The organism is Kocuria palustris, from assembly GCF_007666205.1.
Lineage (GTDB): Bacteria > Actinomycetota > Actinomycetes > Actinomycetales > Micrococcaceae > Kocuria > Kocuria palustris_A.
Genome location: NZ_VDOR01000010.1, coordinates 1 through 19,086 on the forward strand (window position 1 = coordinate 1; position 19,086 = coordinate 19,086).

Annotated in this window: 15 protein-coding genes; 8 read left to right on the plus strand and 7 right to left on the minus strand. The window is 72.0% G+C overall.

All coding sequences use genetic code 11. The features are described from left to right. Positions 1–291: 291 nt before the first annotated feature. The 4 genes from FSY66_RS09605 to FSY66_RS09620 all read left to right on the plus strand — a co-directional run bounded on the left by FSY66_RS09605 (position 292) and on the right by FSY66_RS09620 (position 5,329). Positions 292–2,430 carry a heavy metal translocating P-type ATPase gene (locus FSY66_RS09605; protein WP_144794327.1) on the plus strand — a complete coding sequence of 713 codons (2,139 nt, stop codon included), beginning with the start codon at positions 292–294 and terminating at the stop codon, positions 2,428–2,430. 109 nt (positions 2,431–2,539) lie between these two features. Beyond that, entirely contained in the window at positions 2,540–3,184 is a 645-nt protein-coding gene (locus tag FSY66_RS09610; protein WP_144794331.1) for a YdhK family protein, read from the plus strand. Between the two features lie 150 nt (positions 3,185–3,334). Next, positions 3,335–3,745 carry a four-helix bundle copper-binding protein gene (locus FSY66_RS09615; RefSeq protein ID WP_006214730.1) on the plus strand — a complete coding sequence of 137 codons (411 nt, stop codon included), beginning with the start codon at positions 3,335–3,337 and terminating at the stop codon, positions 3,743–3,745. Positions 3,746–4,084: 339 nt separating this feature from the next. After that, on the plus strand, positions 4,085–5,329 hold the full coding sequence (locus FSY66_RS09620; RefSeq protein ID WP_144794466.1) for an MFS transporter: 1,245 nt from the start codon (positions 4,085–4,087) through the stop codon (positions 5,327–5,329). Positions 5,330–5,354: 25 nt separating this feature from the next. Here FSY66_RS09620 and FSY66_RS09625 read toward each other — a convergent pair whose 3' ends face one another. From FSY66_RS09625 to FSY66_RS09635, 3 genes are read right to left on the minus strand one after another with little or no spacing between them, the layout of a single operon-like run. After that, complete coding sequence (locus FSY66_RS09625) at positions 5,355–7,889, minus strand: excinuclease ABC subunit UvrA (protein ID WP_144794335.1); 2,535 nt, start codon at positions 7,887–7,889, stop codon at positions 5,355–5,357. A 43-nt stretch (positions 7,890–7,932) separates the two neighbouring features. Then, positions 7,933–9,372 (minus strand): sodium/glutamate symporter, encoded by a 1,440-nt coding sequence (locus FSY66_RS09630; protein ID WP_144794338.1) that lies wholly within the window; start codon positions 9,370–9,372, stop codon positions 7,933–7,935. Positions 9,373–9,423: 51 nt separating this feature from the next. Beyond that, positions 9,424–10,245 (minus strand): helix-turn-helix transcriptional regulator, encoded by an 822-nt coding sequence (locus FSY66_RS09635; RefSeq protein ID WP_144794341.1) that lies wholly within the window; start codon positions 10,243–10,245, stop codon positions 9,424–9,426. Between the two features lie 49 nt (positions 10,246–10,294). Between FSY66_RS09635 and FSY66_RS09640 the strand changes: the two genes are divergently transcribed. From FSY66_RS09640 to FSY66_RS09650, 3 genes are all read left to right on the plus strand, one after another. Further along, positions 10,295–11,032: an alkylmercury lyase family protein gene (locus FSY66_RS09640; RefSeq protein WP_260853629.1), complete on the plus strand. Its 738-nt coding sequence runs from the start codon at positions 10,295–10,297 to the stop codon at positions 11,030–11,032. Between the two features lie 92 nt (positions 11,033–11,124). After that, complete coding sequence (locus tag FSY66_RS09645; protein ID WP_144794344.1) at positions 11,125–13,317, plus strand: heavy metal translocating P-type ATPase; 2,193 nt, start codon at positions 11,125–11,127, stop codon at positions 13,315–13,317. Between the two features lie 109 nt (positions 13,318–13,426). Continuing rightward, positions 13,427–14,065, plus strand: coding sequence for a YdhK family protein (locus tag FSY66_RS09650; protein WP_144794347.1), 639 nt, complete (start codon positions 13,427–13,429; stop codon positions 14,063–14,065). A gap of 60 nt (positions 14,066–14,125) precedes the next feature. Here the strand turns inward: FSY66_RS09650 and FSY66_RS09655 are convergent, their stop codons facing one another. Then, complete coding sequence (locus FSY66_RS09655) at positions 14,126–15,352, minus strand: Bcr/CflA family efflux MFS transporter (RefSeq protein WP_144794351.1); 1,227 nt, start codon at positions 15,350–15,352, stop codon at positions 14,126–14,128. 139 nt (positions 15,353–15,491) lie between these two features. Between FSY66_RS09655 and FSY66_RS09660 the strand changes: the two genes are divergently transcribed. Then, on the plus strand, positions 15,492–16,175 hold the full coding sequence (locus FSY66_RS09660; RefSeq protein ID WP_186304536.1) for a TetR/AcrR family transcriptional regulator: 684 nt from the start codon (positions 15,492–15,494) through the stop codon (positions 16,173–16,175). Positions 16,176–16,196: 21 nt separating this feature from the next. Here FSY66_RS09660 and FSY66_RS09665 read toward each other — a convergent pair whose 3' ends face one another. From FSY66_RS09665 to FSY66_RS09675, 3 genes are all read right to left on the minus strand, one after another. Then, entirely contained in the window at positions 16,197–16,934 is a 738-nt protein-coding gene (locus FSY66_RS09665) for an SDR family oxidoreductase (RefSeq protein ID WP_144794357.1), read from the minus strand. Positions 16,935–17,057: 123 nt separating this feature from the next. Then, positions 17,058–18,284, minus strand: coding sequence for an amidohydrolase (locus tag FSY66_RS09670; protein WP_144794360.1), 1,227 nt, complete (start codon positions 18,282–18,284; stop codon positions 17,058–17,060). A 47-nt stretch (positions 18,285–18,331) separates the two neighbouring features. Further along, the gene (locus tag FSY66_RS09675) at positions 18,332–19,060 is read right to left on the minus strand and encodes a hypothetical protein (protein WP_144794363.1); all 729 of its coding nucleotides are present in this window, start codon (positions 19,058–19,060) and stop codon (positions 18,332–18,334) included. Positions 19,061–19,086 lie beyond the last annotated feature (26 nt).

Below are 19,086 nucleotides of genomic sequence, written 5' to 3' on the forward strand. Positions count from 1 at the left end.
GGCGATCATCCCCCGGCCTCACGCGTCCCGGCCCCTGCCAATAACGTCATGCCCTCTTACATCTAAGCGCCAGGAGATGGTCCCGGCGATGAGCGCCGAAGGCGCGGCTCTGTCGCGGAAGCGGCTGAGCGGCATCGACGCAGCTCGGGGGCTGGCTCTGATCGGGTTGACCGCTATCCACTACCTGCCCGCCCTGGTGGCCGGGGTGGGCTTAGGAAGCATTACAACTTCCCGGAAACTCCTCGCCAAACATACCCCCGGGGGGGTACTGTCGAGAATGAGGAGGCAACTATGACGGATTCGCACGCCCACCACCATGGTGGAACCTCGCCCTTGCGCGAGGCCCCCACCCCCGATCACCCCCACGATTCCCAGGACGAGCACTCGGGTGACGGCGGCCACGAGGGAAACGGTGACCATGGAGGCCATGGTGGACATGACCACGTCGCCATGTTCCGCCGCTTGTTCTGGATCTCCCTGGTCATCTCGATCCCCACGATCTTTCTCAGCGGCAGCTTCGCGCACCTGCTGGGCTACCAGTTGCCGGACAACGCACTGATCACCTGGGTCCCCGTGATCCTCGGCACCGTGCTCTACGTCTGGGGCGGCCGCCCGTTCCTGACCGGTGCGGTCGACGAACTCCGGCAGCGCAAACCCGGCATGATGACCCTGATCACCCTGGGCATCTCGGTGGCGTTCTTCGCATCCTGGGGCAGCCACCTCGGGCTGCTGCCACCGGACCTGGAGTTCTGGTGGGAGCTGGCGCTGCTGGTTGTGATCATGCTGCTGGGGCACTGGGTCGAGATGGCGTCTCTGGCCCGCACCTCCAACGCGCTCGATGAGCTCGCGGCCCTGCTGCCCGACGAGGCTGAGGTGCTTGACCCTGACGGCTCGACGCGCACGGTCGCGCCCTCGGACCTCGCCGTCGGCGACCGCGTGCTTGTCCGCCCGGGCGGACGCATCCCCGCCGATGGTGAGGTGATCGAGGGCGAGGCCGACATCGACGAGTCCATGGTCACCGGTGAGTCGGTCCCCGTCCTGCGCGGGCGGGGCGACCGGGTCGTGGCCGGCACTGTGGCGACCGATCGGCCATTCACCCTCCAGGTCACCGAGATCGGCGAGAACACGGCGCTGGCCGGCATCCAGCGTCTGGTCCAGGACGCTCAGTCTTCCTCGACCCGCGCCCAGCGCCTCGCCGACAAGGCGGCGAACCTGCTGTTCTGGTTCGCCCTCCTCGCTGCCGCGATCACCGCCGTCGTGTGGGCGATCCTCGGCACACCCAGCATGGCGCTGGTCCGTGTTGTCACCGTCCTGGTCATCGCCTGTCCCCACGCTCTGGGGCTTGCGATCCCGCTGGTCGTCTCGATCTCGACCGGACGGGCCGCCCGCCAGGGCATCCTCGTCTCGGACCGCAAGGCCCTTGAGCTCGTGCGCAGCATCGACACCGTCGTCTTCGACAAGACCGGCACCCTCACCCTCGGCGAGCCCGCTCTGCTGGGCGTGCAGCTGGCACCAAACGCCCCGGCGGGCATGAACGAGGACCGTCTTGTGGCCCTCGCGGCCGCGACCGAAGCGCAGAGCCAGCACCCTCTGGCGCGGGCGATCGTGGCCGCCGCACAAGACCGCAACCTTGCCGTGCCGCAGGCCACCGGCCACGACAGCGCGACCGCGGTCGGCGTCTCGGCCACCGTCGAGGGCACCGACATCCGCGTCGGTGGCCCCGCACTGCTCAGCCAGGCCGGTGTGGAGCCGCTGTCCACCGATGAATGGGCTCAGGACGGGCGGATCGTTCTGCATGTCCTCGTAGAGGGCCGAGTTGCCGGGGCCCTAGCCTTGGCCGACGAGGTCCGTCCGGCCGCCCGCGAGGCGATCGAGGCCCTGCACCACCTGGGGATCGAGACGGCGATGCTGACCGGCGATGCCCACAACGTAGCCGAGGCCGTTGGCCGCGAATTGGGCATCGACCGCATCGAGGCTCAGGTCCGTCCCGAGGAGAAGAGCGCCCGGGTCCGCCAGTTGCAGGAACAGGGCAAGAAGGTCGCGATGGTCGGCGATGGTGTGAACGATGCTCCGGCTCTGGCCCAGGCCGATGTCGGGCTCGCGATCGGCGCCGGAACCGACGTCGCGATCGCCTCGGCCGGGATCATCCTCGCCTCCGAGGATCCGCGCGCGGTGGTCTCGGTCGTGCGGCTCTCGCGCGCCTCCTACCGCAAGATGGTGCAGAACCTCTGGTGGGCTGCCGGCTACAACTTGATCTCGGTGCCGCTGGCAGCCGGTGTGCTGGCCCCCATCGGGTTCGTCATGCCCATGGCCATCGGCGCGCTGCTCATGGGCGCCTCCACGGTGGTGGTTGCGCTCAATGCGCAGACGCTGCGCGGCCTCGACCTCACCGCTGAGGGGTCGGTTGAATGGGCAAAGAATCAGACCTGACCCGGGTCGTCAGCGTGGCCATCAATTCTTCGCCAGTCTGTTGTCGCAGGGTTGGCATAGAGACTTTCAGGCCATCCACGCCTGAAGGAACATCAACGAAGGAGACGAGATGAAGAAGTCCATCTGGACTACCAGCATGGCCGCTACCGCAGCGGCGAGCATGCTCGCGCTGACCGCCTGCGGAGGCACCGCGGAGGAGGAAGACGCACAACCCGCGCCCTCGCAGACGGCGTCCGAGGCGGCGGCTGCGCCGTCGACATCGTCCGAGTCATCGAATATGGACATGGGCATGGGCATGGATCATGGTTCCGGGGGTATGGCCGGGCACAATCCCGAGGGCGGGCCCCCGCCCGAGGGCATCGAGACCGCAGCCGATCCCACCTATCCGATCGACTCGACGGCGGTTCTCACCGCTGACCACATGCCCGGCATGGCGGGGTCAGAGGCGACGATCTCGGGTGCCTTCGACACGACGGCCTACTCGGTGAGCTACACGCCCACAGATGGTGGCGAGCCCGTCGTCGACCACAAGTGGGTCGTGCACGAGGAACTGGAGAACCCCGGTGAGGCACCGCTGCCGGAGGGCACCGAGGTCGTGCTGAATGCCGATCACATGCCCGGCATGAACGGCGCCGAGGCGACGATCGAGAGCTCGACCGAGGAGACCGTGTACATGGTCGACGTCGAGATGGACGGCATGGAGATGACCAACCACAAGTGGTTCGTCGAGAGCGAGCTTCAGCCCGCCCAGTAGGCGCGAAGGGCACAGTGTTCTGGCTCTCGCGTCTTCACGAACTCTTCATGGCTTCGCTCTTCCGCCTCTCGCCGATCACTGTCTACGGTTAACGGAGCGGGTTGATGCCTACCAGCCCGCTCCGTTCGGATCGACAGAAGGAGCGAGACCATGACTCATCACGTGAGCTCGATGCTGGAGACGTACCCGAAGGATCTCGGCGGCATCGACACCCAGAAACTGGCCGAATGCATCGAGGCCTGCTTCGAGTGCGCGCAGACCTGCACCGCCTGCGCCGACGCCTGCCTGGCCGAGGACATGGTCGCGGAGCTGACCCAGTGCATCCGTCTGAACCTGGACTGCGCCGACCTCTGCGAGACCACCGGGAGGGTGCTCTCCCGCCAGACCGGCAACAACATCGACGTCAACCGCGCCGCGCTCGAAACGTGCCGGACGGCGTGCCGGTCCTGCGCCGAAGAGTGCGAAAAGCACGTGGATATGCATGAGCATTGCCGGGTCTGCGCGGAGGCGTGCCGGCGCTGCGAGATCGCCTGCGCGGATCTGCTGGCCTCTCTGGATTGAGACCGGCCTGCTCAGACCTTTGTTCGCCTTCCAGCAGGCTGAGGCTTGCCGCAGCAAGCTGGGGGCGAACCTCAACCGTGGGGGAGATGCCAACGGCGCCAAGCCACAACCAGGTGAGGATGACTGCGCGGTCTACCAGTGGCGTCCGGACCCAGTAATCCATGGGTCGTGGGTTCGATCCCCACAGGGCCCACTCCTTCTCCGCCGCCCGCTGCGGTGATACTGCTCATCTCGCCGATCTCCTGGGAGCTCCACTGGGTCTGGGGGCTTCCGGTGATCGACAGGATCCGTGATCGGGCAGGACGGCCATCGGCAGGCACGACGACGGAGGCGCGGATGATGGCGGTGCAGCAGCGGTCGGCGGCCGGCGGATCGGGGGCGGCAGGGGTCACCCAGCGGCGCATCGTTCTGGTGCTCGTGCTGGGACAGATCCTGGGTGGGCTCGGCACCGGAGCGACCTTGAGCCTCGGGGCCCTGCTGATCACCGAGATCTCCGGATCGTCCGCGTGGTCGGGGATGGCCGCGACCATGAGCACGCTGGGGGCCGCCGTCTTCGCGATGCCGCTGGCGGGTCTCGCCCAGGCACGGGGGCGCCGACGCTCCCTGAGCGCCGGCGCGCTCACCGCGGTGGTCGGGGCGGTCCTGGCCGTGACGGCCGCGGCGGCGGGCAGCCTGGTCCTGCTGCTGGCCGGCATCCTGCTGATCGGCGCCGCGCAGGCGGTGAACCTCCAGTCGCGGTTCGCGGCCACGGATCTGGCCTCGGCGGGCAGCCGCGGCAGGGACCTGTCCCTGGTCGTGTGGTCGACAGCGATCGGAGCCGTCGCCGGGCCGAATCTGCTGGGCCCGGGGGAGACGCTGGGCGGCTGGCTGGGCATGCCCCCGCTGACGGGCGCCCTCGCGATCACCGCCGCGGCGCAGCTGCTGGCGGCCGCCGTCTACCTGACGGGCCTGCGTCCGGACCCGCTGCTGACGGCCCGCGCTCGCGGCGCCGCGCAGCAGCGCGCGGCAGGGCCCGCGGAGCCGTCGGACAGCCCGTCGGCGAGCCCGTGGCGCGCGGTGCTCACCGTGGCGCTGAGCCACGCGGTGATGGTCTCGCTCATGTCCATGACGCCCGTGCACCTGCAGGACCACGGGGCCTCGCTGAGCATCATCGGCCTGACGATCAGCCTCCACATCGCCGGGATGTACGGGCTCTCCCCGGTCTTCGGCATCCTGACGGACCGGGCGGGAGCCCGCTCCACGGTGCTGCTGGGGCAGGTCCTGCTGGCGGCGGCGCTGGCTCTCTCGCTCCTCGGCGCGGAGTCCTCCGGCGTGGTGACCGCGAGCCTGATCCTGCTGGGGCTCGGCTGGTCGGGCTCGACGGTCGCGGGGTCGGTGCTGGTCAGCCGCGCCGGGGTGCCCGCACGGCGTCCTCGCATCCAGGGACTGTCCGACACGCTGATGAATCTCTCCGGGGCCCTGGGCGGCGCGGGCGCCGGGCTGATCCTGGCGGCGGTCGGCTTCAGCGGGCTCGCCGGGTTCCTGCTGATCCCGGTGGGGATCGTCGGGCTCGTGCAGCTGACCGGCGGGCGCCCGGCCCGCTGACGGCTCGGATCACTCCGGGCCCGGGTCAGCCGGAGGCGAGGACGTCCTTCAGGTGCGCGCCGGTGGTGCTGTCCGGCTCCCGGGCGATCTGCGCAGGCGTGCCCGCGGCCACGACCCGTCCGCCGTCCTGGCCGCCGCCCGGGCCCATGTCGATCACGTGGTCGGCATTGGCGATCATGTCGAGGTCGTGCTCGATCACCAGCACGGTGCCGCCCTGGTCGATGAGCCGCTGGAGGACGCCCAGCAGCACCTCGACGTCGAGCGGGTGCAGCCCGACCGTGGGCTCGTCGAAGACGAACAGCGTCCCGGCCTGGGTGCGGCCCAGCTCGCTGACCAGGCGCAGGCGCTGGGACTCGCCGCCGGACAGGGCGGGGGTGGCCTCGCCCAGGGTCAGATAGCCGAGCCCGACGTCGCGCAGGGACTCCAGGCGCCGGCGCACCTTCGGCAGGTCGCCGGCGTGCTCGAGCGCCTGCACGACGGTCAGCGCCAGGACCTCGGGCAGCGACAGCCCCTGGCCGGCGGAGCCGGGGGCAGACGCTGAGCCGGGGGCAGATGCGGAGCCGGAGGCGCGGCGATGCTCGGCGGCCTCCGGGGCGTAGCGGCGGCCGTCGCAGTCCGGGCAGTCGATCTCGACGTCGGGAAGGAACTGGACGTCGAGCGTGATCTGACCGGTGCCCTCGCAGCGCGGGCAGCGCAGCGAGCCGGTGTTGTAGGAGAAGTCGCCCGCTGTCAGCCCGGCCTCCCGCGCGGAGTCCAGACGGGCCCAGGCGCGGCGCAGCTCGTCCAGGATCCCGGTGTACGTGGCCACGGTGGAGCGCACGTTGATCCCGATGGGCGAGGCGTCCACCACGGTGACGCGCTCGATCCCCTCGGCCTCGAGCGACGCCACGTGGGCCGGGCGCTCGCTGCGATCCCGGGCCTGCAGGGCGGGGACGAGCGATTCGAGGACCAGCGTGGTCTTGCCGGAGCCGGAGACCCCGGTGACGGCCGTGAGCCGGCCGCGGGGGATCCGCGCCTCCAGGGCGCGGACCGTGTGGACGGGTCCGGTGGACAGCCGGATGCTGCCGTGGGCGAAGGTCTCCTGGGCATCGGCGGGCTCCCGCACGCTGATCCGCGAGCGCCCCGTCAGGAACCCGCCGATCTGCGAGTCCGGGTCCGCATCGAGCTCCCGGGCCGTGCCCTGGGCGACGACCTCGCCGCCGTCGTGCCCGGAGCCCGGGCCGATCTCGATCAGGTGATCCGCGGCGCGCAGGACCAGGGGGTCGTGATCGACCATCACGACCGAGTTCCCCTCGTCCAGCAGGTCCTCGATCACGCCCTGCAGGCCGCGGATGTTCGACGGATGCAGGCCGATGGACGGCTCGTCCAGGACGTAGAGCACTCCGGTGGTCTCATTGCGCACGGATCGGGCGAGCTGGACGCGCTGGCGCTCGCCGGTGGACAGCGTGGCGGCCGCGCGGTCCAGGGCGAGATAGCCCAGCCCCAGGTCGAGCAGGCGCCGCGCCATGTGCCCCAGGGCGTCGGTCAGCGCCCGGGCCATGGAGCGCATGTCCCGGGGCAGGGTCTCGGGGACGCCCTCGGCCCATGCGGCGAGCTCGTCCAGGGTCATCGCGGTGGCATCGGCCAGGCCGAGCTCGCCGATCCGGGGTGCGCGGGCCTGCGGGGACAGGCGCGTGCCCTGGCACTGCGGGCAGGTCAGCTCGTCCAGGAAGCGCTCGACCCGGGCCAGGCGCTTCTCGTCCGACGCGCGCTTGAGCTCCTCCGTCACGGTCAGCCGGGCGCTGCGGAAGGTGAAGTCGAGGTCGGTGACGCCCTTCTTGGTGGTCACGACGATGTGCTTCTTCTCCTCCGGGCCGTCCAGGACGATGTCCTTCTCCCAGTCCTCGAGCTCGCGCCACGGCACGTCCGTGCGCACGCCGAACTCCCGGACGATGTCGGGCTGGACGTTGAAGCCGAACATGCGCCAGGGGATCACGGCGCCGTCGTCGATCGACAGGTCCGGATCCCGGATCAGCGCGGCGTCGTCGACCTGCCGGATCACGCCGGTCCCCTGGCACTCGGGGCAGGCGCCCGCGGAGTTGAAGGCCAGGGCCTCCGCGCCCGGCGGGGTGAACTCCACGCCGCACTCCGGGCACACGAGCGGGACCTCGGCGGCCACGTCCAGGGTGGGCTCGTGCCGATGGCCGTTGGGGCACACGTGCGCGGCGAGCCGGGAGAACATCAGCCGCACCGCGTTGAGCAGCTCCGTGGAGGTGCCGAAGGTGGAGCGCACCCCCGGGACGCCCGGGCGCTGCCGCAGTGCGAGCGCCGCGGGCACGTGCGTCACCCGCTCGACGTCCGCGCGGGCGGCCTGGCCCATCCTGCGGCGCGTGTAGGTGGACAGCGCCTCGACGTAGCGCCGCGAGCCCTCCGCGTACAGCACGCCCATGGCCAGCGACGACTTGCCCGATCCCGAGACCCCGGCGATGCCGACGAGCCGGTTCAGGGGGACGTCGACGTCGATGTCCTTGAGGTTGTGCACGCGGGCGCCGCGCACCTGGATCATCTGCGGATCGCTCATGCGCCCATGATCCCGCGCGGGACCGACGGCGCAGCCGGCGGGCTCAGGCGCCGGAGCGGTCGGTCGTCCCGAGGTCGAAGGTCGGATTGCGGCCGAAGTAGAACAGGCCCGTGAGCACCGCCGCGATCAGCAGCACGGCCATGATCCCCAGCAGCGGGTAGGGGCCGAACTGCACGATCAGGGGGATCGATGCCGCCGTGATCAGCCCGCCGCCGAAGAACGGCTCGAAGACGAGCTGCTTGTAGCCGAAGGACTCGTAGGCCGGGGTCTTCGCCTCGGGGTCGGCCATGCGCATGAGCATGAGGCCGGTGGCGGTCACGCCCATGGACTGCCCGAAATCGCCCAGGCCGCGCTCGAACCAGTAGGAGCGGATGAACCGCGGCGCCAGCACGAACAGCACGAACACGTTCCACACGATGCCGGCCGCGGCCAGGATCGCGAACGGGGCGAAGTTGTCGGCGATCGCGGTCAGGGACAGCGTGGCCAGCGCGGCGATGATCAGCAGGTCGAGCGACAGGCCCTGGATGCGCTCCATGATGCCGCGGTCGATCAGCCCCACGGTGTCGAACCGGTCGAGCACGACCTGGATCAGCACGCCGCCCAGCATGGCCAGCGGGAACAGGGGGACGTAGGCGAAGATCTCGACCGTGTCGGCCCACAGCGCGGCCTCGATCGCCTGCAGCGCCGAGAGCATCAGCTGGCCGATCAGGACCGCGAGCGCGACGACGCCGACGTGCAGCGTCAGGGTCTCGACGGCTGCCGTGCGCGTGGTCTCCCGGCCGGCCGAGGGCTTGCCGTCGCCGGCGTGCAGTCCGCGGCGCTCCCACACGGGCATCTCGGCATCGGCGTCCAGTGCGGTGGCGTGGCCCTTGCGCGCGGCCCAGTTCACGGCGAAGACGCCGACGATCACGCCGGTCAGGATGCCGACGGTGGCCATCGCCAGCGCCAGGTCGCCGCCCTCCTCGAAGCCGAGCTCCGTCATGACCGGGGCCATGCCCGCGGCGGTGCCGTGCCCGCCCTCGAAGCCGATCTCGATCAGCGCGCCGAACATGGGGCTGACGCCGAAGACCGGGGCGAGCAGCAGGACCACGAGCAGCAGGCCGATCACGTACTGGCCCGAGGCGAAGGTCACGCCCAGGGACAGCTGGGGGCCGAGCAGCCTGACGGCTCGCCGGGGGGAGGGGATGCGGCTGCCCAGGAAGAGCGTGGCGAAGACCACGCTGATCAGCAGGCCCGGCAGCTCGGCCCACACCGCCATGACGTCGGGGCCGAAGATCCCGCCCTCGACGAGCGCGTCGAGCCCCGCCGCATCGGCGATCCGCCCCAGGACCTGCGGCCCCAGGAGGAGCCCCAGGAAGCCGGCGATGATCGAGACGGGGAGGAACAGCCGCTGGGTGAGGCCCCAGCTCGCCCGGACGAGCATGCCCGCCACGGCCAGCACCCCCAGGAGCAGGATCGCCAGTCCGATGGTCTGCGGCTGCATGCGGGGCCCCCGTGTCGTCAGTGATGCGGTTCACGCGAGGCTATCAGCGGATCAGGGACATGTCCCATTCTTCGATGGCCCCCGGGGGTGCCGTCCGGCCTGCCCCGTGAACGTCGAGGGGGCGGTGCCCAGCACCCGTCGGAAGTGCCGGGCCAGGTGCGACTGATCGTGGAACCCGGCCAGCGCCGCCGTCTCGGCCGGTCGGTGGCCGTCCAGGAGCAGGTGCCGGGCCAGGTCCACGCGGCGGCTGATCTGGTACTGGTGCGGGGCGATGCCGTAGGTCCGGGAGAACACCCGGACCAGGTGGCTCGGGTGCGCGCCGAGCTGCGCGGCGGCCTCGGTGATCGTGAACGACTCCGTCAGGCGGTCGTCGAGCAGCGCCCGCAGCCGCCGGGCCAGCGGGGCATCGCGCACGACGGGCGCGGGCCTGCCCAGGTGCCGCAGGACGTGATCGCGGACCGCGAGCAGCCAGTGCTCGGCCGCCATCGGATCGCCCGGCTCCTGCAGCGCTCGATGCACCCGGCGCGCGGCGGCGACCGCGAGGGGACCGGGAAGCGTCGGCCGGTCGGCCGCGAGCCCCCGGACCTCCTGCGGCAGCCAGCCGGCCTCGAGGTAGAGCACCCGCTTCCGATAGCCCGTGCCCTCGACCGCCGGGCGTCCGTCGTGCGGGATCCCGGGCGGGAGGAGGGTCAGGGCCGCCGACATCGCGCAGTGGGAGCCGCGGCCGAGGTCGTAGGCCACCGCGCCGTCGTCGACGAGCATCACGGCCCAGTCGTCGTGGGTGTGCATCGGGTACGCGTGCGCGAACCGGGCGTGGTACACCTCGCGCAGCGAGGGCACGTCCGGATGCCATGCGCGCACGTGCTCGACCATGCAAGGAACGTACAAGACGCCCGGACGGACCGTCCACGACGATCGGGCCATGACCGATCCCACGACCGACACCGATCCCACGACCGACACGACCCACCACGACCCCATGCATGCGCCCGAGGCCCGGCGCATCCGCGACCTCGTCTACGCGGCCCTGGCCGCCGAGGGCAGAGCCCCCTCCGTCGGGGAGCTCGCCCGCCGGACCGGCGACGCCCCGGAGCGGGTGCGGCGCCGGCTGCACGAGCTCGCCGATGCCCATGCGCTGGTGCTCGACGCGGAGGGCGACGCCATCCGGATGGCCCACCCGTTCACCGCCGCGCCCATGGCCTTCGTCGTGACCCCGCTCGACGGCCGCGACGACCGCCGGTGGTGGGGCGGCTGCGCCTGGGACTCGTTCGGCATCAGCGCCGCCCTCGGGCTCGACGTGCGCATCGACACGGCCTGCCCGCAGTGCGCCGAGCACCTCTCCGTCGTCGCCGGGCCGACGACCCCGCCGCCCGCCGAGCTCGCCGTCCGCTTCCCCAGGCTTGCCGTCCAGTGGTGGGACGACGTCGTCGGCACCTGCACCATGATCCGGCTGTTCTGCTCCCGCGATCATGCCGAGCAGTGGACCCGCGGGCACGCACCGGGCCGCGGCTTCATCGCGGAGGCGACCACCGTCTGGAGCCTCGCGCAGGCCTGGTACGGCGACCGGCTCGACCCGGACTTCGAGCCGCACTCCGCCGCGCACAACCAGCAGCTGCTCGAGGAGCGCGGACTGACCGGGGAGTTCTGGCGCCTGCCCTGAGCCGGGCGCGGCGCCAGTCGGCGCCGTGCAAGGCCCGGCAACCCTCGCCAAATATACCCCTGGGGGGTACAGTCGAGGGTGAGGAGGCAGTGATGACAGATCCACACGCACAGCATCGGGAGGGGGCCTCGCCCGCGTCCGGAGCCCACGCCGTCGACCACCCCGGCGATCACCGCGAAGAGCGCTCGGGGCACGGCGGCCCCGGAGAGAGCCCCGGGCCTGCAGGCGACGTCGGCCACCACGCGCACGACGGCCACGAGGGGCACAGCGGCCATGGCGGTCACGGCGGACACGACCACGTGGCCATGTTCCGCCGCCTGTTCTGGATCTCCCTGGTGATCTCGATCCCCACGATCCTGCTCAGCGGCAGCTTCGCCCACCTGGTGGGCTACGAGCTGCCGGACAGCCTGCTCGTCACCTGGACTCCTGTGGTGCTCGGCACGGTGCTCTACGTCTGGGGCGGCCGCCCGTTCCTGACGGGGGCGGTCGACGAGCTCCGGCAGCGCAAGCCCGGCATGATGACCCTGATCGGCCTGGGCATCTCGGTGGCCTTCCTGGCGTCGTGGGGCAGCCACCTCGGACTGCTGCCGGCGGACCTGGAGTTCTGGTGGGAGCTGGCGCTGCTGGTCGTGATCATGCTGCTGGGGCACTGGGTCGAGATGGCCTCGCTGGCCCGCACCTCGAGCGCGCTCGACGAGCTCGCGGCCCTGCTGCCCGATGAGGCGGAGGTCCTCGAGCCCGACGGCTCGACCCGCACCGTGGCGCCGTCGGAGCTGGCCGTCGGCGATCGGGTGCTGGTGCGCCCGGGCGGGCGCATCCCCGCCGACGGCGCGGTGACCGAGGGCGAGGCCGACGTCGACGAGTCCATGGTCACCGGCGAGTCGATCCCCGTGACCCGCGGCGCGGGGGAGCGGGTCGTGGCCGGCACGGTGGCCACCGACCGGCCCCTGACCCTCGAGGTCACCGAGATCGGCGAGAACACGGCCCTGGCCGGCATCCAGCGCCTGGTCGAGGATGCCCAGTCCTCTTCCACGCGGGCCCAGCGCCTGGCCGACAAGGCGGCGAACCTGCTGTTCTGGTTCGCGCTCATCACCGCGGCGATCACCGCCGTCGTGTGGCTGATCTTCGACACGCCCGCGACGGCCCTGGTCCGCGTCGTCACCGTCCTGGTCATCGCCTGCCCCCATGCCCTCGGCCTGGCGATCCCGCTGGTCGTCTCGATCTCGACCGGCCGGGCCGCGCGCCAGGGGGTCCTGGTCTCCGACCGGCAGGCTCTCGAGGGCGTCCGCACCGTCGACACCGTCGTGTTCGACAAGACCGGCACGCTGACCCGCGGCGAGCCGGCGGTGCTCGACGTGCGGCTGGCCCCCGACGCGCCGTCGGAGATCGACGAGGACCGGCTCGTGGCTCTCGCGGCCGCGGCCGAGGCGCAGAGCCAGCATCCGCTGGCGCGGGCCATCGTGGCCTCGGCGGAGGAGCGCGGCGCAGAGGTGCCGCATGCCGCCGAGCACGACAGCGCGACCGCGGTCGGCGTCTCGGCGTCCGTGGACGGCGCCGACGTCCGCGTGGGCGGCCCCGCGCTGCTGAGCCGGGCCGACGTGCAGCCGCTGCCGAGCGAGGACTGGGAGCGCGATGGGCGCACCGTCCTGCACGTGCTGGTCGACGGCCGGGTCGCCGGGGCGCTGGCCCTGGCCGATGAGGTCCGCCCCGCGGCCCGCGAGGCGATCCAGGCCCTGCACGACCTGGGGATCGAGACCGCGATGCTGACCGGCGACGCCCGCAGCGTCGCCGAGGCCGTCGGCCGCGATCTCGGCATCGATCGCATCGAGGCCCAGGTCCGCCCCGAGGACAAGAGCAGCCGCGTCCGGCAGCTGCAGGAGCAGGGGAAGAAGGTCGCGATGGTCGGCGACGGGGTGAACGACGCGCCGGCCCTCGCCCAGTCGGACGTCGGGCTCGCCATCGGCGCCGGGACCGATGTGGCCATCGCCTCGGCGGGGATCATCCTGGCCTCCGACGACCCCCGCGCGGTGGTCTCGGTCGTGCGGCTCTCGCGGGCCTCGTACCGGAAGATGGTGCAGAACCTGTGGTGGGCCGCCGGGTACAACCTGATCTCGGTGCCCCTGGCGGCCGGCGTGCTGGCCCCGATCGGGTTCGTCATGCCGATGGCCGTCGGCGCGCTGCTCATGGGCGCCTCCACGGTCGTGGTCGCCCTCAACGCCCAGACGCTGCGCAGCCTCGATCTCGCCCCCGAGGCGGCTGTCGAATGGGCGCGGAGCCAGGGCTGAGCAGACGTCCCGAGCCCGCATCAGCCCCTCGCCCGACCCGCTGCCGCCGGGCCGGCGTCAGGAGCCTCGGACGATCTGCGCCCGAGGCATCACCACCGAAGGAGACACGATGAGGAAGTCCATCCGCACCACGGGAATGGCCGCGGCCGCGGCGAGCATGCTCGCACTGACCGCCTGCGGCGGCGCCGAGGACGAGACGCCGCCCGAGCCGTCGGAGACGGCCGCCGCATCGCCCGAGCCGACCGAGTCGTCGCCGACGGCCGCCGAGCCGTCGAGCATGCCGGCGGAGCACGGCTCCGGCGGGATGGCCGATCACGAGCACGATCCCGACGGCGGCCCCCCGCCCGAGGGCATCCGGACCGCGGCCGATCCCGCCTACCCGGTCGACGCGCAGGTCACCCCGACCGCCGACCACATGCCGGGCATGGCGGGATCGGAGGCGACCGTCACGGGCGCGTTCGACACCACGGCCTACTCGGTCACCTACACGCCCACGGACGGTGGCGAGCCCGTCGTCGACCACAAGTGGGTCGTGCACGAGGAGCTGGAGGATCCCGGCGAAGCGCCTCTGCCGGAGGGCGCCGAGGTCGTGCTGGACGCCGATCACATGGCCGGCATGGACGGCGCCACGGCAACGATCGAGAGCTCGACCCAGGAGACGGTGTACATGGTCGACGTGGTGATGGACGGCATGGAGATGACCGATCACAAGTGGTTCGTCGAGAGCGAGCTGCAGCCCGCCGAGTGATGCTGCGCTGTCGACGAGCGCCGCCCCCGGGGAGCCCTCCCGGGGGCGGCGCTCGATGCGTCATGCCGTCCTCGACGCCGGGATCCGCAGCGTGAACACCAGGGCGATCACGGTGAAGGCGAGCATCAGCAGGGCCCACGGGGCGGCGCCCGAGGCCGCGACGACGCCTGCCAGGGCCGTGCCGCAGGCGCCGAAGATGAACTGGGCGCCGCCGATGAGGGCCGCGGCCTGGCCCGACCGGGCTCCGCCGGCGCTCATGCACAGGCTCATGAAGGACGGCTCGCACAGGCCCAGGCCGGCCATCGTCACGGCCAGCCCTGCCACCAGGGTCCACAGGGGCAGCCCGGCCAGGGCTGCCAGCATGGTGACTGCCGTGCCGAGCACGGCGGTCTGCACGCCCCAGCGCGCCAGGCGGGCGGTCGGCACCGCCAGGGCCAGCTTCCCGGCCAGGACGGGGCCGACGAGCAGGACGATGCCGGTCCCGCCGAACACGAGGCCGAAGGTCGCCGGGTCGAGTCCGTACTGCCCCTGGTACACGTAGGTCGCGCCGCCGATGTAGGAGAACAGCAGCAGGAACATCGAGGCGAGGCCGCCCAGGGGCAGGACGAAGTCCCGGCTGCCGAACAGCTGAGCATAGCCGCGCAGCGCCGAGCCCAGGGCCAGCGGCTGGCGCTTCCCGGCGGGCAGGGACTCCTTGAGGACCAGGGCGGCGAGCACGAGGACGATGAGGCCCAGCCCGGCCAGGACGAAGAACACGGAGCGCCAGCCGAAGGCGCTGTCGAGGATGCCTCCGGCGGCCGGGGCGATCACGGGAGCCAGGGCCGTGACCGTCATCAGCGCCGCGAACAGACGCGTGGCGGCGGCGCCGGATGCCCGGTCGCGCACCGAGCTGTTGGCCACCACGACTCCCATGGCGCCGCCGATGCCCTGGAGGACGCGGGCCACGACCAGGACGGCCATGCCCGGGGCGAGGGCGGCCAGGAGGGACCCGAGCGCGAACAGCACCAGGCCGATCAGCAGAGGGACGCGGCGGCCCACGGCATCCGTCACCGGGCCCGCCGCGAGCTGGCCGATGCCGAGCAGCAGCAGATAGCCGGTCAGGGTGAGCTGGGTCAGCCAGACAGGAGCGTCGAACTCGGCGCCGATGGCCGGCAGGGACGCGAGGTGCATGTCGCCCGCGAAGGGCGCCAGGCCGACGATGGCGGCCAGGACGAGGACGACGGCCGGGCCGCCGGAGGGGCGACCGGTGTCGGTGGTCGCGGGGATGCTGGCAGTGTTCGTGGACATGATGCGATCAACCTCATGGTTGGGGTGACCCCGAGCGGGGAGGTCGGCCTCGACCGGAGGCGGACCACGCAGAGCCTACAGATAAATGATACGCGCATATCAATTCATGGGCGTGAGATGCACGACAGAGGAGAGGGACGTGGCAGACGCAGCAGTGAACGGGCCCGGGGCGCAGCAGGGCGCGCCTTCCGATGACCGGGCCCCGGGGGAGGCCACGGTCGGCGGGGCGCCGCCGCAGCAGCCGCGGTCGATCGAGCGCCAGGCGCAGGTGCGCTCCGCGGCCGTCGGCGTGCTGCTGGGCAGCGGCGCCGGCGCGGTCACCCACCGCCGCGTCGCCGAGGAGGCCTCGGCCTCGCTGGGGGCGATCCGCTACTACTTCCGCACCCGCGCGGACCTGCTGGCCGCCTGCCTCGAGGAGATCGAGCGGGTCCGCACCGCCGAGGCCGAGCGCGTGCTGGCGGAGGCGGATCGCGGCGATCCGTCGGATGCCGAGCGCACGGCGTGGATGGCGCTGCGCGTGTTCTACGGCCCGGACCTCCAGGACGACGCCGTGACGGGGATGGCATGGTGCATCGTGGACTGCGCGCGGGAGAGCCCGGACCTCGCGGCCCGGCTCGCCCGGCACCGGCAGGCCGCCGGCCGGCAGGTGCAGCAGCTGCTGGCGGCCCGGGGGCACCCCGATGTCAGGCCCACACTGGCCCCGGCGATCCTGGACGGCAGCGTCACCACCGCGGCCGTGACGGGCACCTCCGGCGTGGCCGAGACCGCGGTCGCCGAGCTCGCGGCGGTCCTGCAGGGCACGGTGACGTCACCGGGCCGATGACGCGCGCAGAGCCGCGGCCGCTCAGCCGCGCTCCCGCAGCCACTGGGCGAACTCGGGGCCCACGACCTCGGCGTCGTCGTCCGAGGGCGCCAGCGCGCCGTGGCGCAGGGCCGAGCCGATCCGCCCCGGGATCGGTAGGGAGATCAGGCGGGCGCCCGGCTGCTTCAGCCCGGTCACCAGCTCCCACAGCGTGTGGCGCTGCGGGCCGCACACGTCGATCCTGGACTCCCTGCGCTCGCCGCCGGCCGCCGCGGCGATCACGTCGGCGGCCGCGTCCAGGTCGACCGGGCGCAGCAGGGCCTGCGGGATGAGGGAGACGGGGCCCAGTCGGGCGGCCTCCACGACCAGCTCCGGGAAGGTGAACCACTGGGTGGTGCGCACGACGCTGAGCCGGGATCCCTGCTCGAGGGCCGCCCGCTCCTGGCCGGCCTTGGCGGCGTAGTAGCCGAAGGGCTCCAGGGCGGGGTCATCGCAGTTCACGATCGAGACCAGGACATGGCGGGCCTCGCTGCGCCGAGCGGCGGCCGCCACCGCCCGCGTGGAGGCGGTGAAGAACTCCGCGGCCTCGTCGCGCTTGGCCGTGAAGTGATCGGTGGCCTCGACCACGGCCTCGACGTCGCCGAAGGTGTACCGGGGATCCGGGTCCGTGACGTCGAACCCGGTGGAGCGCGAGTGGAACTGCGGCTCGTGGCCGCGGCGGGACAGGGCTCGGCCCGCGGCCTGCCCCAGGTTCCCCTGGCCGACGACGGCGATCTTCATGCTGTTCCTTCCGTGAGGGGCGTGCTCATGCTCACCACTGTGGACCTGCCCGCCGACAGCGCAGCCGCCGGCGCCTGCACCGGACGAGCGCCGGCCGGGCCGATCACGGCAGGAAGCGGGCGCTCATGGGCGCTCGGTGCCCAGCTTCCCCAGCACGGCGGCCATGACGGCCGCGAGCCCGGTGCTCAGCGTGGGCTCCAGGACCGGCGCGAACTGCGGCGAATGGTTCACCGGGGGGTTCTCGGCCGCCATCTGCTCGGGGGTGAAGCCGCCGAAGAACCAGAACACCGACGGCACGCCGATCGACTCGGCCAGCGTGCCGAAGTCCTCGGAGCCCATCATCGGCTCGGTCTCGAGGACGCTGTCCTCGCCCAGGGCCTGCACCAGGTGCTTGCGCAGGGCCTCGGTCTCCTCGGCGTCGTTGAGATTGCGGGGGAAGCGGTAGAGCTCCTCGATCCGCGGCTCGGGCGCGCCCGAGGCCGCGGCCTCGGCCGAGATGATCCGGCGCACCGCAGCGAGGACGGTCTCGCGGACGTCGTCGTCGAGCGAGCGGATGTTGAGCGTGAACTGCGCGTCGGCCGGGATGATGTTCTCCTTGAGGCCGGCGTGGAAGGTGCCCACCGTGACCACGGCGGAGCGCAGCGCCGGGATCTCGCGCGAGACCACGCCCTGCAGCCGGGTCACGATGTGGGCCCCCAGCACGATCGGGTCCACGCCGTTCTCGGGCTGGGAGCCGTGGGTCTGCCGCCCGTGCACCGTGACGCGCCAGGAGTCGGCATAGCTCATCACCGGGCCCGCGACCAGGCGCACGGTCCCGGCGATGCCCGGCATGACGTGCTGGCCGTAGACGACCTCGGGCTTCGGCGCACGGTCCCACAGGCCGTCGTCGACCATGGCCCGCGACCCGGCGGCGGTCTCCTCCCCGGGCTGGAAGATCAGCACGAGCGTCCCGCTCCACCGGTCGCGCATGCTCATCAGGACGCGGGCGGCGGTCAGCAGGGCCGTGACATGGGTGTCGTGGCCGCAGCCGTGCATCACCGGGACCTCGGTGCCGTCGTCGAGCCTCCCGGTGTCCGTGGACGCGCAGTCGACTCCGGAGTCCTCGCGGATCGGCAGGCCGTCGGTGTCGGCGCGGAACCCGACCACGGGACCGTCGCCGTTGCGGATGATCCCCACGACGCCCGTCCCGCCGCAGCGGAAGCTCTCGATGCCCAGCTCGGCCAGGGCGTCCTCGAGCAGCTGCGCGGTCCGGTGCTCCTGCATGGACAGCTCGGGGTGAGCGTGCAGGCGGCGATAGAGATCGTGCATCTGCGTGCGCTGGTCGTCGGTCAGGGTCCAGGTGCTCGTCATGAGGGTCTCCTCGGTGCGGTGGGTGGGATGCGGTGGTCTCGGCGGGGTCAGTCCGTGATCGCGCCGGTTCCGCGCACGCGCAGGAACCAGCCGATGACGATGGTGACGATCACGGAGATGGCCGTGCCGGCCAGGGCCAGGGCGGGCACGAGCGGGATGAGCACGAACTGCACGATCAGGACCACCGCGAAGGCGATGAGGGTCGGACGCAGCTGGCGCAGCGAGTAGATGGACTGGACGATGACCGCGCCGATCACCGCGGGGAAGACGTACAGGCGGATCACGCCGATGACGTCGGCGGGGATGATGCTGATCAGCCACGTGCCGAGCACCCCGACGAAGACCAGCAGCGACAGCAGATGGACCGCGGCGGCCCCGCAGATCGCCATGAGCGCCGAGAGGCTGCCGCGGTGCGTGCCCGGCTGGGCGCCGATCCGCGACTGCGCCATCATCGCCGCGGGCAGCAGCTTGTTGGAGATGTTGCCGATCATGAACGCCTGGTACATCGAGGCCGATCCCAGGATGGGGAAGTAGGTCAGCGGCTCGATGATCCAGATGATGAAGAACGTGGCGGCCACCGCCAGGAACGCCGTGCTGAGCTGGGAGGGGGTCACCCCCAGATCGGCGAACAGCACCAGGTAGACCGGACCTGCCAGCGACAGGACGAGCCCGCCGATCATGGTGATCCGCCCCCAGCGGGACGTGGTGCGGTCGAACTCCGCCATGCCGGCGGCGCCCTGGTCGGGAGTCATGGAGCTGTGTGCTGAGACCGACATCGTGGTCTCCTCTCATGCAGGTCCGG

Coding starts and splice junctions, on each gene's coding strand:
- FSY66_RS09675 (WP_144794363.1), bottom strand. CDS start 19,060: ATGTCGGTCTCAGCACACAGCTCCATGACTCCCGACCAGGGCGCCGCC.
- FSY66_RS09610 (WP_144794331.1), top strand. CDS start 2,540: ATGAAGAAGTCCATCTGGACTACCAGCATGGCCGCTACCGCAGCGGCG.
- FSY66_RS09645 (WP_144794344.1), top strand. CDS start 11,125: ATGACAGATCCACACGCACAGCATCGGGAGGGGGCCTCGCCCGCGTCC.
- FSY66_RS09670 (WP_144794360.1), bottom strand. CDS start 18,284: ATGACGAGCACCTGGACCCTGACCGACGACCAGCGCACGCAGATGCAC.
- FSY66_RS09650 (WP_144794347.1), top strand. CDS start 13,427: ATGAGGAAGTCCATCCGCACCACGGGAATGGCCGCGGCCGCGGCGAGC.
- FSY66_RS09625 (WP_144794335.1), bottom strand. CDS start 7,889: ATGAGCGATCCGCAGATGATCCAGGTGCGCGGCGCCCGCGTGCACAAC.
- FSY66_RS09615 (WP_006214730.1), top strand. CDS start 3,335: ATGACTCATCACGTGAGCTCGATGCTGGAGACGTACCCGAAGGATCTC.
- FSY66_RS09635 (WP_144794341.1), bottom strand. CDS start 10,245: ATGGTCGAGCACGTGCGCGCATGGCATCCGGACGTGCCCTCGCTGCGC.
- FSY66_RS09630 (WP_144794338.1), bottom strand. CDS start 9,372: ATGCAGCCGCAGACCATCGGACTGGCGATCCTGCTCCTGGGGGTGCTG.
- FSY66_RS09605 (WP_144794327.1), top strand. CDS start 292: ATGACGGATTCGCACGCCCACCACCATGGTGGAACCTCGCCCTTGCGC.
- FSY66_RS09655 (WP_144794351.1), bottom strand. CDS start 15,352: ATGTCCACGAACACTGCCAGCATCCCCGCGACCACCGACACCGGTCGC.
- FSY66_RS09665 (WP_144794357.1), bottom strand. CDS start 16,934: ATGAAGATCGCCGTCGTCGGCCAGGGGAACCTGGGGCAGGCCGCGGGC.
- FSY66_RS09640 (WP_260853629.1), top strand. CDS start 10,295: ATGACCGATCCCACGACCGACACCGATCCCACGACCGACACGACCCAC.
- FSY66_RS09620 (WP_144794466.1), top strand. CDS start 4,085: ATGGCGGTGCAGCAGCGGTCGGCGGCCGGCGGATCGGGGGCGGCAGGG.